At 60.3% G+C, this 15,488-nt stretch carries 17 protein-coding genes and 2 pseudogenes; 14 read left to right on the top strand and 5 right to left on the bottom strand.

Going from position 1 to position 15,488, the window contains the following annotated elements:
* Nucleotides 1-52 precede the first annotated feature (52 nt).
* The 8 genes and pseudogenes from BM244_RS19695 to BM244_RS23270 all read left to right on the top strand — a co-directional run bounded on the left by BM244_RS19695 (nt 53) and on the right by BM244_RS23270 (nt 8,692).
* Complete coding sequence (locus tag BM244_RS19695) at nt 53-1,624, top strand: tryptophan halogenase family protein (RefSeq protein WP_254784630.1); 1,572 nt, start codon at nt 53-55, stop codon at nt 1,622-1,624.
* Nucleotides 1,617-2,867 (top strand): ROK family transcriptional regulator, encoded by a 1,251-nt coding sequence (locus tag BM244_RS19690; protein ID WP_093400629.1) that lies wholly within the window; start codon nt 1,617-1,619, stop codon nt 2,865-2,867. Before BM244_RS19695 ends, BM244_RS19690 begins: the two co-directional genes overlap by 8 nt.
* Before the next feature lie 180 nt (nt 2,868-3,047).
* Nucleotides 3,048-3,634: pseudogene (locus tag BM244_RS23895) on the top strand (hypothetical protein).
* The gene (locus BM244_RS23410) at nt 3,619-4,131 is read left to right on the top strand and encodes an alpha-amylase family protein (RefSeq protein WP_217649171.1); all 513 of its coding nucleotides are present in this window, start codon (nt 3,619-3,621) and stop codon (nt 4,129-4,131) included. Before BM244_RS23895 ends, BM244_RS23410 begins: the two are co-directional and overlap by 16 nt.
* Before the next feature lie 336 nt (nt 4,132-4,467).
* Nucleotides 4,468-5,574, top strand: coding sequence for a serine hydrolase domain-containing protein (locus BM244_RS19680; RefSeq protein ID WP_175518317.1), 1,107 nt, complete (start codon nt 4,468-4,470; stop codon nt 5,572-5,574).
* A gap of 339 nt (nt 5,575-5,913) precedes the next feature.
* Nucleotides 5,914-7,065: an FAD-dependent oxidoreductase gene (locus BM244_RS19675; protein WP_093400627.1), complete on the top strand. Its 1,152-nt coding sequence runs from the start codon at nt 5,914-5,916 to the stop codon at nt 7,063-7,065.
* 410 nt (nt 7,066-7,475) lie between these two features.
* Nucleotides 7,476-7,979, top strand: a complete 504-nt coding sequence (locus BM244_RS19665) for a DUF4262 domain-containing protein (protein ID WP_093400626.1) — start codon at nt 7,476-7,478, stop codon at nt 7,977-7,979.
* Between the two features lie 260 nt (nt 7,980-8,239).
* The gene (locus BM244_RS23270) at nt 8,240-8,692 is read left to right on the top strand and encodes a hypothetical protein (protein ID WP_175518316.1); all 453 of its coding nucleotides are present in this window, start codon (nt 8,240-8,242) and stop codon (nt 8,690-8,692) included.
* Here the strand turns inward: BM244_RS23270 and BM244_RS19660 are convergent.
* Nucleotides 8,689-9,603, bottom strand: coding sequence for a hypothetical protein (locus tag BM244_RS19660; protein ID WP_254784627.1), 915 nt, complete (start codon nt 9,601-9,603; stop codon nt 8,689-8,691). The genes BM244_RS23270 and BM244_RS19660 overlap by 4 nt on opposite strands.
* Nucleotides 9,604-10,515: 912 nt before the next feature.
* On the opposite strand from BM244_RS19660, the pseudogene BM244_RS23890 reads away from it, so the two are divergent.
* The 4 genes and pseudogenes from BM244_RS23890 to BM244_RS19640 all read left to right on the top strand — a co-directional run.
* Nucleotides 10,516-10,680, top strand: a pseudogene (locus BM244_RS23890) (Y-family DNA polymerase); the annotation flags it as partial.
* 129 nt (nt 10,681-10,809) lie between these two features.
* Nucleotides 10,810-10,962 (top strand): DUF4113 domain-containing protein, encoded by a 153-nt coding sequence (locus BM244_RS19650; RefSeq protein WP_093400624.1) that lies wholly within the window; start codon nt 10,810-10,812, stop codon nt 10,960-10,962.
* Nucleotides 10,963-11,068: 106 nt separating this feature from the next.
* The gene (locus BM244_RS19645; protein WP_093400623.1) at nt 11,069-11,596 is read left to right on the top strand and encodes an ion channel; all 528 of its coding nucleotides are present in this window, start codon (nt 11,069-11,071) and stop codon (nt 11,594-11,596) included.
* A gap of 87 nt (nt 11,597-11,683) precedes the next feature.
* Nucleotides 11,684-12,028 (top strand): hypothetical protein, encoded by a 345-nt coding sequence (locus tag BM244_RS19640; RefSeq protein ID WP_093400622.1) that lies wholly within the window; start codon nt 11,684-11,686, stop codon nt 12,026-12,028.
* Between the two features lie 21 nt (nt 12,029-12,049).
* On the opposite strand, the gene BM244_RS19635 is transcribed toward BM244_RS19640, so the two are convergent.
* Together BM244_RS19635 and BM244_RS19630 are read right to left on the bottom strand one after the other, a co-directional pair.
* The gene (locus BM244_RS19635) at nt 12,050-12,709 is read right to left on the bottom strand and encodes an SOS response-associated peptidase family protein (protein WP_093400621.1); all 660 of its coding nucleotides are present in this window, start codon (nt 12,707-12,709) and stop codon (nt 12,050-12,052) included.
* 3 nt (nt 12,710-12,712) lie between these two features.
* On the bottom strand, nt 12,713-13,048 hold the full coding sequence (locus tag BM244_RS19630; protein ID WP_093400620.1) for a hypothetical protein: 336 nt from the start codon (nt 13,046-13,048) through the stop codon (nt 12,713-12,715).
* Between the two features lie 182 nt (nt 13,049-13,230).
* Between BM244_RS19630 and BM244_RS19625 the strand changes: the two genes are divergently transcribed.
* Together BM244_RS19625 and BM244_RS23885 are read left to right on the top strand one after the other, a co-directional pair.
* The gene (locus tag BM244_RS19625) at nt 13,231-13,500 is read left to right on the top strand and encodes a hypothetical protein (RefSeq protein ID WP_093400619.1); all 270 of its coding nucleotides are present in this window, start codon (nt 13,231-13,233) and stop codon (nt 13,498-13,500) included.
* A gap of 242 nt (nt 13,501-13,742) precedes the next feature.
* Nucleotides 13,743-13,859: a hypothetical protein gene (locus BM244_RS23885; RefSeq protein ID WP_368086095.1), complete on the top strand. Its 117-nt coding sequence runs from the start codon at nt 13,743-13,745 to the stop codon at nt 13,857-13,859.
* A 326-nt stretch (nt 13,860-14,185) separates the two neighbouring features.
* Here the strand turns inward: BM244_RS23885 and BM244_RS22780 are convergent, their stop codons facing one another.
* Entirely contained in the window at nt 14,186-15,169 is a 984-nt protein-coding gene (locus BM244_RS22780) for a HupA family protein (RefSeq protein ID WP_139226978.1), read from the bottom strand.
* Nucleotides 15,170-15,306: 137 nt separating this feature from the next.
* The coding region (locus BM244_RS23645) for an integrase core domain-containing protein (RefSeq protein ID WP_254784626.1) at nt 15,307-15,488 on the bottom strand (182 nt) is incomplete at its 5' end.

The raw sequence follows: 15,488 nt of genomic DNA, 5'->3' as shown, positions 1-15,488 counted from the left end.
TCTTTGAGGTGGCGGACGTTTGCGCGCTTACGTACAGGATGAGGAATTGATCGTGACCGATGGAGCAGAATTAACGCGGGGCCGGGGACCGCTGCGCTCGATCGTGATCGTCGGCGGTGGCACGGCGGGATGGATGGCAGCGACGCTCCTAGCGCGCCGGCTCGATCGTCAATCCGTGACAATCACGGTCGTCGAGTCGAGCGACATCCGCACAGTCGGCGTCGGCGAGGCGACCGTCCCGGGTATTCGCGATTTTTTCCGCGAGATCGGCGTTACCGAGCAGGAGGTGATGGCCGCCACGCAGGGCACGGTGAAGCTCGGCATCGAGTTCGTCGACTGGAAGCGCGAGGGCGAGCGGTTCTTCCATCCGTTCGGCCTGTATGGGATGCGGTCGCGGGGCGTGGCGTTCCATCAATATTGGCGCAAGATGAACGCGGCAGGGCACCCCACGCCGCTCTCGGACTTCTGTCTCGCCACCGCCCTTGCTGAGCGCAACCTCTTCATGCCGCCGACCGACAGTCCGGTGCACGACCTCCTGTTCTTCGACTGGGCGGTCCATTTTGACGCTGGTTTGTTTGCCCGGTTCTTGGCGAAAAAGGCGGCTGAATGGGGCGTCCGGCAGGTCGATGCTACGATCACCGATGTCCGCGTCGATCCCGCTACGGGGTTCGTAGCAGGAGTCGATACCCAGTGCGGCAAGCCGATCGACGGCGACTTGTTCATCGATTGCTCGGGCTTTCGGTCGTTGTTGCTCGGCGACGCACTCGGCGTACCGTACGAGGATTGGACCAGCCTTCTGCCTTGCGATCGCGCCGTCGCGATGCCGTGCGAACGTGCCGGGCCGCTGTCTCCCTATACGCGCAGCACCGCGCTGGCCGCCGGGTGGCAATGGCGGATCCCGCTGCAGCACCGGGTCGGCAACGGCTATGTCTATGCCAGCCGTAATATTTCGGATGACGAGGCGGTCGCCACGCTGAAAGGCCGGCTCGAAAGCGAAGCGCTGGCCGAGCCGAACATGATCCGCTTTCGCACCGGTCGTCGCGCTGCATTCTGGAAAGGTAATTGCGTGGCGCTTGGGTTGGCCGCCGGGTTCATGGAGCCGCTCGAATCGACCAGCATCACGCTTATCCAGACCGGAATCGAGAAGCTTCTCGCCCTGCTCCCCGATCGCGGGTTCGATCCGGCTCTGGCCGAGGAATATAATCGGACAACCGGCCTCGAATATGTCCGCATCCGCGACTTTCTGATCCTGCATTATTTTGCGAATGACCGGCAAGATCAGCCGATGTGGGATCGGTGTCGAGACACCGCGCTGCCCGAGGGACTGGCGCACAAGCTGAGATTGTTCAAGGCGCGTGGTCACCTCGTCCGGTATGAATGGGAGTCCTTCCAGGATCCGAGCTGGCTTTCCATGTATGCTGGTTTCGGCATCGACGCCGCGGCACATGATCCGCTGGCAGATCATTTCTCTGTTTCAGATCTCGAGGCAGCGTTCGAACGGATGAAGGGTTCGATACGTGACGCCGTTGCGCTTGCCGAACCGCACGAGACGTTTCTCAAGTCCTTTGCCCCCGCAACGGCTCTTCCGGCATTCCAGGCGATGAGCCTTGCGGCGAATGGATAGGCCCTCGAATTTCAACGTTTCTGGAAAAGCGACGAGCGGCAGCGTTACCGCGGACGACCGATCTGTCAGGCTTGGGCCGAGTCTGTCGGGCACGAACCTGGAACGTGCAGGTGACTATAATCAGCGCGTCGTAACGCAGATCATTCGGCGCAATCCGGACATCACGCGAAACGAAATCGCGGTGATGACCAATTTGACCCCGCCGACGATCGCTAACATCGTAGGGCGATTATTCGAGACCGAGCTGGTGATCGATGCCGGACGACGCCTGGGCGGTCGAGGGCAACCGGCGACCCGCCTCCAGATAAATCCGGAAGGGGGTTATGCCATCGGCCTCAACATCGATCGCGATCATGTTACGTTGGTATCGCTTGATCTCGCTGGCACGGTGCGCTCTCGATTTACCCGGCAGATTGCATTCGCATCGCCCGACGACGTCGTACGGGTCGTCGAAAAAGGGATCGCGGCGATCGTTGGTACCGATGCGATACGCTTGGATCGGGTCCTAGGGATGGGCGTGGCACTTCCCGACGACCTTGGGCGTGTCGACCTGCCGCATCGCCCGCCCGGGTACGAGCAGTGGAGCGACGTCGATATCCAGGCGATGCTCGCACCTATCGTCCCCTGGTCGATCCACATCGACAACGATGCTGCTGCAGCGGCCATCGGCGAGGCCCAGTTCGGCGACGGGCACCACGCGAACTTCTTCTATCTTCTCATCAGCGCGGGGCTTGGCGGTGGAGTCGTGATCGACGGCGCTTATTACCGCGGCGCAAACGCCCGCGGCGGGGAAATCGGGTTCCTGCCGCTCGCCAGTGATCCAACCAAGGTGCTCCAGGATGTCGTCTCCCTGTCGGCATTGTCGAGCTATCTGGAGACTGCAGGACTAGACCCGGCGGGCATGGATCCCACGCAACCGTTTCCCGCAGCGTTCAAGCCGCATGTCGCCGCTTGGCTCGAGGACGCATCGGACGCGCTTTTTCCAGCGCTGACGGCTGTGAACTGCCTAGTCAATCCGGCGATTGTGCTCTTTGGGGGGCGGCTGCCGGACGATATTCTCGATCAGCTCGCTACCGATACCTACCGAAAACTGCGAACGGCAGCACCCAATATCCCTATAATTGCGCCGATCGCTCGGGCGAGCCTCTCGCGAGATAGTCCGGCAATAGGCGCCGCGATCCTGCCTTTTCTCGACCGCATCCTGCCGTCGGACGGGATTCTCATCAAGACGCAATCTGCTTAGCCAAGCGAAGGATCAGACGGATTGCTTTAGAAAGGAAATGCTTTTCAAGAAGCTGACGCATCTAACTGTACTTGCATTTCTGCCGTTCGCGGTCGGCGTCGCGAGCGCGCAGGATCAGTTTGTCGATCCGAACAGGCTGCGTCCTTCGTTGGACCCAAATCGCAAGGCCAATGGGTTGGCATGAACGCCGCAGATGGGATGGAACAGCTGAAACAAGTTCGGCTGCAACATCGATGTGAAGACGGTGCGTCGTATCGCCGACACCAAGGCAACGAATGGAATGCGCGATGCGGGTACGAGTATGTCGTCATACACGACTGCTGGCACGGCGAACGCGATGCCAACGGTTTCAATACCGAAAGTCGAGAGAAGTTTCCGTCGGGCATGAAGGCACTGGCCAATTACGTCCATGCTCGCGGACTCAAATTCGAGATATACTCCGATGCCGGCGCCAAGATTGTGGTCGCAAGCCCGGCAGCCTTGGACATGAGTATCAGGACGCGCTCACATACGCCCGGTGGGGCGTTGACTACCTAAGGTATGACTGGTGCTCGACTGGCACGTTGAATGCTGAACGCGCCTACGCTCTCATGTCGATGCCCTCAAAGCCACGGGGCGACCTGTGCTTCTGGCGATGTGCGAATGGGGCAATAATCGCCTGTGGGAATGGGGCAAGAAAATCGGCAACTCGTGGCGCACGACCAGCGATATTCGTGATGCCTAGAAGGGGCGGGACAAATGGTCGATCGGTATGGTCGACATCGTAGACGCGAACGAGCCGCTCTATCCGTATGCCGGGCCTGAGCACTGGAACGATGCCGACATGCTCGAGGTCGGCAACGGCGGACCGTCCGATACCGAGTATCGCTCGCATTTCAGTCTGTGGGCTATGATGACCTCACCGCTGATTGCCGGCAACGATATTAGCAATATGAGCGCAGCGACGCGTAACATCTTGTTGAACAAGGAGGTAATCGTGGTCAACCAGGATCCATTGGGTCAGCAAGGTCGTCGTTTACGCGATGATGGCGATCTAGAGGTCTGGTCGAAGCCGTTGAGTGATGGAAGCCGGGCCGTGATACTGTTCAATCGCTCCGAAAGCCCTGCCAAGATCGCGGTCAATTGGCCGGAAATAGGTCTGACCCCCTCGGTACGTGCAGACGTACGCGACGTGTTGAGCCATCGGTCGATAGGCAGGATTTCTGATCGATACGCCGCACTGGTACCGGCGCATGGGGTGGTTATGGTCAAGGTAACCCCCTGATCGCGCCACCGGTTTCAATACGCGTTGCGGGTCAGACAAACGCCGGATGGGAGTTTGTATCAAACCTCCCGTTCGAGGGGTAGCGTTAAGCCCAGCAGCAAAGCCGTCACTTTGCCATTTCATCAGCGTTGCTGTGCAGTTGCGAACCATGAATGAATGTCTGAACTTGGGAAGCGCAAGAATGACGCTGAGCGTCCGCTTCTGGGTCGTCGCTAGCGCGGATCGGTCGGCGGTCTACCGCGGCGGTGGTCTCGGCTAGCCTAGTCGCGTCGAACCTGTATGCCGGTAATCAGGTCGCTAACGGAGTTGATGATGGATTTGGTGTCCAGGCGGACAATGCTTGCTGCCCCGTGCCTCGGGACGCTCGCCATAACCGTGGCGGCAGGTGCGGCAACCGCGAAGACGCCCGGCACCCTTGCCAACTTGCCGACTTGGATGGACCTGGCGTCCGTACCGGGCGCGAGCTGGGCAATGCTGGACGGCTCCGGCGCAATCTCGTCCGGTGCGGTCGGATACGCAAAGGCTAATACGGTACTTGCGACACCCGAAACTCTGTTTGAAGCGGCATCGCTGTCCAAGGTGGTTCTGGCGGTCGCGGTCCATGACATGGTGCGGGAGGGCTCGATCGACCTGGATCGACCGGTGGCCGAGCATGTCGCGTTCACCGAAGATGCCGCGACGCGATCGATCACGCCTCGACACCTGCTCTCTCACTCTAGCGGCCTGCCCAATTGGCGCGATGAAGCGGGCGAGCCGCTAACAAGCGCATTCGCTCCCGGCACTCGGTTCCGCTACTCCGGGGAGGGTTTCGTCCTGCTAGGCCGGTTGGTCGAGGCAGTTTCGGGCCAGACCGCTACGCAGGTGGTCGAGACGCGGGTCCTGCGACCGGCAAGAATGGGCCGAAGCACCTATGGATGGGTGCGGGAAGCCCAGCCCGCGGTCGCTTGGGCGCACGACGGTGGTGGTGGTGTACTCGTCGACAAAGGCCCGGCAGGCTACGTGATGCGCCGCGACGCTGGCTCGCCAAAGCCGGTTGATCGCTGGACGCTAGCCGACCGGGAGAAGGCGGCGATCGCACTTGGCAAGCCGGCGATGCCAATATTCATGATGCCCAACATGGCCGCCGGATTGTGGACCACGGCCAGCGACTATGCGCGGTTCCTGGCTTTTGCGCAGCGCTACCCGGCGCTTTCGACGAGGACCACTCGGGTGAAGGGAACGCTCGACTGGGGCCTGGGCTGGGGAATGGAGAGTGGCGGCGAGCGGCGTTTTGCTTGGCACTGGGGTGCTAACGACGGCGTCGCGAACCTGTTCGTCGTGGACCTCGCGTCTGGCGCGGCGGTCGTGGTCCTCACCAACGGCGACGCTGGGCGCAAAGTCTACGAGCGTGCTGCCCGCACTGTCTTTGCACGCGAGTTCGATGCGTTTGCATGGCTGCAATGACCTTGACCGGCTCATTGGGATCCGTTCACGATATTTGGGTAGCCGTTTAGGGTCGCAGCCCTGTCTCTCAGTGTCTCGCAGCCCATTCCGGCTATAGGTGTACATGAACGGGCGTCCACTTCGGAGCTATGAACGAGAAGCCTTCAGTAGCCGGATGTGGGTTCAGCCCCCCGAATAGGCATAGTGTTGCGCGATCTATGCGGTCGCCCTAAGACCAAATCGCTGCGAAAAACGGCGGTCTGGTTGAGACCACCGCCGCGCACACGCCGGTCAATCGCCGGTCAGCGGCTCCACTGATGTCGATGCGGGCACGCCCGCTGGAACAAGGAGCGCGGACAAATGCGAGAAGACGTCACTATCGTCGGAGCAGGGCTAGGCGGCTTGGTGCTTGCCGGTATCTTACATCGGCACGGAATCAAGATCGCCGTGTACGAAGGGGAAGCGTCGGCGGATGCGCGGGGTCAGGGCGGGCTGCTCGACCTTCACGAGCACAGCGGACAGCGGGCTCTGCACGATCTGAGCCTTTACGAACCATTTCTGACGCTGGTGCGGCCGGGCGAGGACGCAAAGCGGATCGTGGACTATCAGGCCACGGTGCTGCTTGACCGTCCGGGCAATCCTGCCTCGGCCCGGCCGGAGGTTGATCGCGGTGAGCTACGCCGGTTGCTACTGGACGCGTTGCCGCAGTGTGTCGTGCGGTGGGGGCATAAGGTTACTTCGGTGCGCACGACGGGGCGCAGTCGCCATACGGTGGCGTTCGCGGACGGTTCGGCGGTAGAGACAACGCTGCTGGTCGGTGCGGACGGCGCATGGTCGCGGGTGCGCCCGCTCCTTACCGATATTGGCCCAGCTTACACCGGCACCAGCTTCCTCGAGCTGCATCTCGCCGCCGACGACCCGCGCGCGCATGCTGCTGCGGCGGTGATCGGCTCGGGTACGCTGATGGCTGTGGCGCCCGGCCAGGGGATCCTGGCGCACCGCAACGCCGACGGCAGCATCCACACCTATGTCGCAGTAAACCGGCCCGAGGGTTGGGCAAGCGCGGACGTGCTGACCGCGTCCTCGCGCGTGGCGGCTCTGTTCGACGGCTGGGCGCCGACACTTCGCGCGCTCATCGCAAACACCGACGGGGTGCCTATCATCCGTCCCATCTATGCGCTGCCCTCGTTGCTCACATGGCGGCGGGCGCCAGGGGTGACACTGCTCGGCGACGCGGCGCACCTCATGTCACCGTTCGCCGGCGAGGGTGCCAACCTAGCCATGCTCGATGGCGCCGAACTCGCGCAGGTCTTGATAAGCCATTCTGATGGCGATGAAGTGGCCCTGTCAGCCTATGAGAATAAGCTGTTCGCGCGCAGCTATCCGGTCGCGCACCTCAGCGCCAGCAACCTTGCGCGTTTCTTTGGGCGGGACGCGCCGATGAGCGTAGTGGACCTCTTCGCGACCCGACGAACGGATCTCTGGTTTTCGCGAGCGCTGATCCCGCCATGAACGGCTGCTAATGGGTCTGGTTGGCAGCCGTAGGGCAGGGGCCCCTTCACCCAGTTTCTGCCGTTCGAGAAGCAATCCGAGCTGCTGAAAACCGGACATTGCCGACGCTAGCAACGCAAGATAGCGTCTCGCGATATGGACCTTTCTCCTTTGGAACATCGCGGTCCTGGCGGCCGGCATCTATTGCATAGGGAAAGCGGTCATCGACCTCCGCGCACGGAGGTATGCGTGGGGCATCATTGGCCTGTTGAACGCAGTAGTGTTCTTGGTGACGCCGATCCAGACGCACGCCGTTAAGGTCGACCTGCCTGTGGCGGGATCATAGCCGCTTCCGCGCAGAATTAGGTCATTCAGGATGGCTGTGGCGCTTCCTGATTGCGGACGTTCAGCGGGCGGATTAGCTACCGCTCATGCGAACTGCCCTGAACGCGCCTTTTGAGGCTCTGGATGATGCCGAGCGAGCGTTTGTAGCCAAGGTCCGAGAGCATGGGTGGTTCGATACCGCAGTGTTTGGCGACACCGAAGGGCCGGGGTTCTCGTTTACCACGGGGCTGTGGGCGAACGCCGGTCAGCCAGAATTGATCATGTTCGGTATGAAGCGTGAGATCGCCCATGACGTGTTCTGGGAGTTGTTCCGAGAAGCTAAGGCGGGGTCGCCACTGCCGGTAGGCGAGCCAACCGATAGAGCGTTTGAAAACCTTCTTGCCTATGCCTTTCCGGTGGCGAAGCGGTTCTACCAAGATCACCTTGGCTGGAGCCGATGGTTTTACGGTAGCGACGAGTTCCCTTGCCTTCAAATTGTTTGGCCGGATCGGAACGGCATTTTCCCATGGGAACAGGGATTCGACACGGCTTTCGCAACCGACCAGATCGACCTTACCGAGAATGGGTGGAAGTCAGCACTTACGCGGTGAGTCCGCTTCCCATCGGGGAGGCCTCAGAAGCTGCCCGTCCGCTTTCCCCCCGACCTGGTCATTTCCCAAAATCGATCCCGACGGCATCATCTCGTCTCTGACTTTCGACGAACTGCGCTTAATTTTGATAAGATGATCATACGATCAAAGTCATGCCGAATATCGTAGTTTTTGCCCGCGTCGTGATGAGGCTGTAGCGGATACTCGTGATGCGCGGTAAGTTCGGCTCCTGAGTTGGGGAATTGGCTATAATGACATTTGTGGCAGCGTTTTTCGGTTTGTGGTCGATGCTTTGGTTTGCGCCCAAAACCCCAATTGGTCGGATGCTTTCTCATTGGATGGTGGAATGGCCGGCTGATCGGTTGAACCGTGTGTCTAGAGCCAACCTTGTCATGCTGGCCGGAGGGCTTCTCTTGGTCAGCGTACTGCTCTGGTTAGAAGCTGGCGATGCATTGCGCGTGCTGGGTATGGCTGGACCTGAAACATTAGGTTGGGTTCTTACATTCGAAATCAGCTGCTTTGCCGACATTCTGGCTGTCGCAACTCTCGCTTGGTCAAGCTGGAGTGGAGGGGAAGCGAAGTTGCCTCCTTCCAAGGTAATCCGCCGCGCGCGTGCTGGGTGCCGCAGAATGCGCCGCACTCGGTCCACCAAGGCTACCAAAGGTCCTGCCGCCAGTGATGACGACCCGTACGTGCTGAGCTGCGCAGCTTAGCTGGAGCGCTGACCTAACCGCCAGGTGAGGAGGCGGATGAATGGCTCTGGATCGTCCAGACGGAACGCGACGCGCATGAACGGACCTCGCTTTTTCAGAAGCGAGTAACGATGCAGAGGGCGATCCAACCGCAACATGATGTTGGGCCAGGCAAGCAGCGCGGCATTGAGGGTCGCGGGATCGCGTACCTCCTCGCCGGTGAAGCCGTCTTCGATGGCAATGATCGCGTCGAGCGGCACTAGCCGGTCAATCAGGAAGCCAGCCCTGACGCGCACGCTCTCGGGCGTTAACAGCACCGGCCTGAACCGGAACGACTTGGTGAGACCGACCAGATACACGAATCCCACGTCGCTCAGGACAAACATGACCAGCGTGGCGGTGCGGCTCCAATGCCCGACGAGCAGATGGTAGACGGCGATCTCGATCCCCGACAGGATCAGCAACGTCGCGCACATCGGCGTCAGGTGCTGGTGATAGGCGAAGGCGCGAGCGTTGGCTGGCACGTCCGCTGGTCCGCCCCAGCGGAATAGCGCCATGTGGATCACCGTCATCTCCGCCGCGGCCAGACGGACCAGCGCCGGCGGGAAGATTTCCGATGCGGCCGACACCCAGCGTTCTTTCCGGTCGATGCCTTCCCTGCCTACCGCTCTGCGCGCTCGGGCTGTGGCCCAAGCGACATGGCCCAGAACAACGCCCGCCATCGTCAGAGCCAAGATCGGCGTCTCGAACAGCGTCTCTCGCATCGCCGATGGCGAACCCAGCCAGACGGTTAACGCGGTACTAGCCAGCACGCACAAAACGGCGCTCCACGCCGGCCTTCCGGCGGATCGGACGAACAGGGACAGCATCAGCGTGTCCGCGACTACCCACAGGAACAGGAACAGCGCTGCGAACGGATAGGCGGTCGCCAACGGCGTCCGTACCGCTAATCCGGCCAGCGCGACTATGATGAAGGGCGCAATGCTTGCGGCGATATGTCGGCGAACGACGCCATCACCGGTCTGGGCCGCCATAGAAACCCCTGTTCATGTGCGCGAACGACCGGGTGCTGGTCTGGCGCAGCGTTATCCGTACTCATACGCCGACTTGGGGGAGATCACCATCATTGTCGTCTTTTCAGAACCGCCATATTTACGTGTTTCGCAAACGCGACGTCCGTTCTCGTTTTCCGTTCCCAATCGGGGATCGCGCTCGCTCCAGCTGACCATTCGTTTGTCTCCTGGCAGCCCTCGTGTATTATATAAGTAATACAACCTGGGCAGGCCAAGCTGCCGCGGGAAGAACCGTCGATGCTTCATCTGATAGCGATGTTCGCAAGCAGTCTGCTTGGTACGCATCCCCCTGCTACCGCTCCCGTTCCCGCCGAACAACTCGTCAGGACGGCGGACGATGCCTTCTGGGTAGCGTTCAACACGTGCGACCGCAGGCGTATGGAAGCGACCCTTGCTCCTGACGTCGAGTAGACCGGCGCCACTATCTTGCGCGATGCGGTCGTCGCATCGTTCACGAACGGCCCCTGCGGCACAAAGGGGGTGCATGTGCGCCGCGAATTGGTCGCAGGATCGCTGTCCTATGTTCCGGTGCTCGGGCTCGGCGCGATCCTGACCGGACGCCATCGTTTCTATGCCCGGCGTGAGGGGCAACCCGAACGGCTCGACGGCGAAGCGCGGTTCGCCGTCGTGTGGCAGGACGTGAGTGGCAAGCTCTTTATGCGTCGGGTGCTCAGCTACGCGCATGGCCCTGCAGTCGATCAGACTGCCCCGGTCTCGATCGAGATGCCGCTTGCGACCTCGCGGCGCTATGTAGGGCACTACGCATCGCCGATGAGCACGCCGATCGCCCTGATGGATTGCAACAACTACTACGTTTCCTGCGAGCGCGGTCTCGACGCGAGCTTGGTCGGCGTGCCGGTCATTGTCCTGTCGAATAACGGCGCGTGCGCGATTGCCCGATCCGCGGAAGCCAAGGCGCTCGGCATTTACATGGGCGAGGCGCGGAGAAGGCATGGCGTGACGGTTACTTACGCGAAGGCCGGCATCATGCTCGACGATCTGCTTTTCGAGGACAAGCGGCCTCGAACGCTGTTCGAATAGGATACGGCGAAGCGCGATCGGCTGATGGTGGCTTTCGACGCGATCAATGGCAGGTTCGGTACCTGGACGGCCGTGACGGCGTCGCAGGGGTTCAAGCGCGAATGGAAGATGCGGTCGGAGATGCGCTCGCCGGCGTGGACGACGGACATTGCTCAGGTCCCGACGGTTCGGGTCTAATCGCGTCCCCTTCAAACACATGTCCACGACATTGGTGGATCAATGACGCGAACAGCGATACGCTTCACCGCAGCTGTCCGGGGGCGGGCGTCAACGAGGGTGGGCTATGAAGAAACTCGCATCGCTAATGGGCCGGTCGTTTCTCCTCGTCGCGGTCATCTACTTCGTCACCGTCACTACGTCAGCGATCATATTTGAAATCGCCGAGGGTAAGTATGACGCGGTGGACTCTTTCTGGTGGGCATTCACGACAGCGACCACCACAGGCTATGGGGACATCTACCCCGTTACGAAAACCGGTCGGGCCGTGGCGCTCTTCCTCATGCACTTCGGTCCAGGATTCGCATTCCCGATGATGACGGCAATCATGTCGGCCAAGTTGATCGTGGACAGCGATGCATTCACCCACGGTGAGCAGGAGCAGCTGAAGGAGGACATCGCGGCGATCCGGGGAATGATAACGCCGACCAAAGACGGGAGCTTTGCCGCTGCAGCCCGACTTGAGGCCGACATGCGGCGCTACCTACACGATGAGGAGCCGGCCCGTCGCGCCCAATGCCTCGATGAGTTCCGGCAACGGCTGGCTCTGACACCCTGGGCGGAAGCTGAACAACATTCAGACGGCGATAGATGAGACCATTTTCCGACGGTAGATGACAGCGTAGCGGGACCTACTCGGCGAAACCCGGCGTTAGAGTCCGAAACTTAGAAATGAGATCACATGCCCCACGCCAGCAATATCGCTTACTGCGACGGTCCTAACAGCCCGCATGCGTTCGACATCGTCCCTCTCCAGCCCCGCAACGGCAGCCTCGATGCCATGTGTCCGGTCTGCAAGGGCCGAGGGCAGTGGAATACCGAGATCGATCTCGTCAGCTTCCGATGCAAGCGAACGGCATGCGATCGGTGCCACGGTGCCGGCTGGGTGGAAACTGGAACTGATCCTATCGGCCTACCTGACATCGAAATTTCGCCGGAGGGGTATCCCCGTTGGACGATCCGCTTTGAACCGAGCGACACAGAGGTGGATGTCGATCCGGCCCAACCTGGTCTGACTAAAACCTGAGGCAGATCAGGCCGGCCATGTTTAAATCAATCGAGACGTCGGCGTACGCGTTGGAAATAGCGGCCCGCGGACCGTCATCTGGTCCGCCGGATATGGACGCTGCAACGCCAGGACGTCGTCATAGCTCCCGGTCAACCAACGCTCGTGATCATCCGGCCGTAGGATCGTGATCATCGCCTTGGGATGTATCGGCGCCACCAGTTCGTTGGCGTCACAGGTGACCATCGCGAAGTAGCGCTGGTCGCCGACTAGTCGCCAGAAGCCAGCTATCGCGAACACGGGCTGATCACTCACTCCAAACCACATCTCTCCCTTGATCGGCTTCTTGCCGTCGCCGAGGTTGGTTGGTTCGCGGGCCCATTCGCAAAACTCTGTTAGCGGGATCAGGCACCGATTGACCGGATCGCTGACGAGAGATCGCCACTGGGGTAGGTGTAGGGTGCGCACGTTCGTCTGTGCGACCTTGCGTCCGGCCTGCTTCGCCTGCCCCGCCAGGACGTCCCATTCCATCACGTCGACCCCGCGTCGATCAGCTTCGTTCCGCACAACGTACGCCCGACCGAACGGGCGCAGTTCCTTCGGATCGAACCGATTGTCCATGGGCTTGTCGGCGAGCCATTCTGCGCCGAAACGTTCGGTGATTGTCTCAGGCTCGCCGTCGAACCGGGCGCGATTACACATTGATCAGTTTCCGAGACCGCGACGCTTGATCTCGCCGAGCAACGCCTCGGCCACCGGGTGCCCAACCTCGCCGCCGGACTGCTCATAGGCGCCAGTTAGTTCCGCGTCCGAGGCGCTGTTCAACAAGTCTCGAACTTCCGCACTGAACTCATCGACTTCGCCGGCAGCCGCGTCTGCAGCGTCTTCGCTTGTGATCGCGGGCTCTTCGCCGGGAGCCGGCGCATGTGCCATAACGGCGTCCTGCTTGAACACGTCGAAGGCGTCGGCGGCTTCGTTGCGCTCCTCCAGCGCGATTTCAAGGAGGGTGAACAGGTCGAGTGGCGATGCGATGTTTTCCATCGCGCGAGCCTAAGCCCGGTTCGTCGTGCGGCGCAATATGCGTGCTGAGGCACGTATTTGGGTAACAGGTCGGACCGCGCGCCGCCTGTCGTCTATCCAAAGAACTGACAGCTGGTTGGGACTGTAGGGAACTAAACGGCGCAGCAGCTATTGATGATCTCTAATTGAAAAGGGATGAAAAAATGAAGAAGGCAATTGTTATCGCGATGGCGGCAGGGCTCGTCTCGCTGTCGGCATGCAATTCCAGCCCACGTGAGCAGGCGGCAGACAACATCGAGTCCAACACCGAAGCCGTCGCAGACAACCTGGAAGACGCTGCGGACAACGTCGGCAACGATGCCGCCGAAGCAAGTCTTGAAAACAAGGCGGATGCAGTTCGCGCAACCGGTCAGAACCAAGCCGAAGATATGCGGACGAACGATCCCGACACCAACCTGTCAAACGGTATCTGATTTCACGAGACAGAACGAGCCGCTCCCAAGCACAGCTCGAACTGGAAGGGCGCCTGAGGAAACTTGGGTGCCCTTTTCGTTGGACGGTCCGCCGTCGGAAACGTGCCCGCGCCGATCGAGGCGGAGTTCGTGCGATGCTACCCGTCGCCCCACACAATGGCGTGATGGCGAGTGTGATCACCGCAGAGCGGATCGCGGATTTGACCGAGCAAGCTCAAGGTTAGGCTTTTGTGGGGCTCACGATGCCGCAGGAGCAGTTGAGGGCTGCCGCCCGACGGGCAGTTGCCGAACACGGTCAGCGCCAAGCCTTTGAGGACGTCGTGCAGCATGGGCGACGCCTACCTTGCGGCCATCACTGACGGTTTCACCTTCTACGAAGGAACGGAACGGCTTGCTCTTGGTGCCTATGGCGGCTGGTTCTCGGTTCGGTCTCGGTTGCAACGCGCTAAGCGCCCGTTTGCGGGATCAGAGCGACAAAGACGGCAGCACGCTCACGCTGCCGGTATTGTAGACAGGCTTTCTACAAGAGGAGGTCGGATAAGAGGGTAACGGTCATAGGCATTTGGTAGCGTCCGGCTAGAAATTGCTGCCGTTCGGTCTTGTAGAGGGTGTCTCTACAAGACCGGGATTTTGCAACTAATTTGACAAAAGTAGAAAGTGAAGACGCCTTCTCATAATTCGCTGATCAATTTGCTACCGCTAAACGCCCATTCAGGCGCAGGTAGCTTTTTGCGTCAGCGCTCGTTCCGTCGTACTGAAAAACGCCGGCTCCTTCAGCTGCCCTTGTCCCGAAAAGCGCAGCTGCAATTGCAAAGAGAGGGTCTTTCGCATAGTATGTCGACGAAATAGTTACTGCCGGCGTACTTCCATCAAAGTCGGTCGTTCCGGAAAACGTTACAATAGAAACCGTTTCACTATTGCCTGCTGCTCGTCCTATTAATTGAAGAGAAAAGCTAATTCGTCGCGTCGTGTAATCAATTGAAGCAGATAGAATGCTTGGACTTAGATCGTACCTGGTCACCACCGTGTTGCTATTTTCCAGTACGTAAGCATCGCCTACGACGATCGAACGGGTGAAAGTTACGGACCCGCTAGTAGGGATCTGGCTCACGGGTGTCGGAACACCGGTAATAGCGATGACCCGTGTAGGGCGGCCAACGGGTGTATAGGAATGTTCGATGAAACGGGTCCAGCGCAACCCGGTGCCCCCGGGGGCAGGCTGAGCGAGAATTAGTTGCTCGCCATTCGCCTTTGCGTAACGGATCGTCCCCGCCGGCGCGGTCGCATCGAGGTCACCAGCGACAAAAACCGGCTTCGGAAGACCACCTGTGTCTATCGCAGAGATCGCCTTTGTCTGTTGATTATACTGGTACGGGATTGCGGTGCCAAACGCGTTGACACCAAGGTTCTGAGGAGGGTTGCGTTCTGTCCAGGTGCTGGTGTTGGCTGCCTGAAGCGTCGTCGTCCCTACCAGCTGATCAAATTGCGTAACACTAGTGTCGCTGGGCGTAGGGGTCGGTGTGGGTGAAGGGGTCGGTGTGGGTGCAGGGGTAGGCGCGGGAGTTGGGGTCGGCCCAGGAACGACTGCTACATTGCCCGGATCGTTACCACCGCCTGACCCGCACGAGGCAAGCGCCAGCATTCCTACGGCAAGTATTGAACGTCGCATTGGTTTCCCCTGTTTATTTAGTCGATTGCGTTCCGCATCGACCATTCTTGGATACGATCTTCGGTTGCGGAGACGACCGTCATACGAAGACTCTTACAAATCGCGGCTATGGTAAGAATTTGACCTGCTCCCCGTTTTCAGGCCGTTGATAACTTAGCTTCGGTGTCCAAATGCCCCTGGCGGGGGCGGTTCGTAAACTCGGCGGGAGCCATCCCGCCAAGACCGCTGTGCGGACGCACGGTGTTGTAGTCCGTCCGCCATGCCTCGATGATCCGTCTCGCCGCAGCCAGCGAGGGGAACAGGTGTTCGTTCAGACACT

The sequence above is a fragment of the Sphingomonas sp. OK281 genome (genome assembly GCF_900115295.1).
Classification (GTDB): domain Bacteria; phylum Pseudomonadota; class Alphaproteobacteria; order Sphingomonadales; family Sphingomonadaceae; genus Sphingomonas.
The sequence above is the reverse complement of the archived record's forward strand: the minus strand, read 5'-3'. Positions and strand labels throughout refer to the sequence as shown.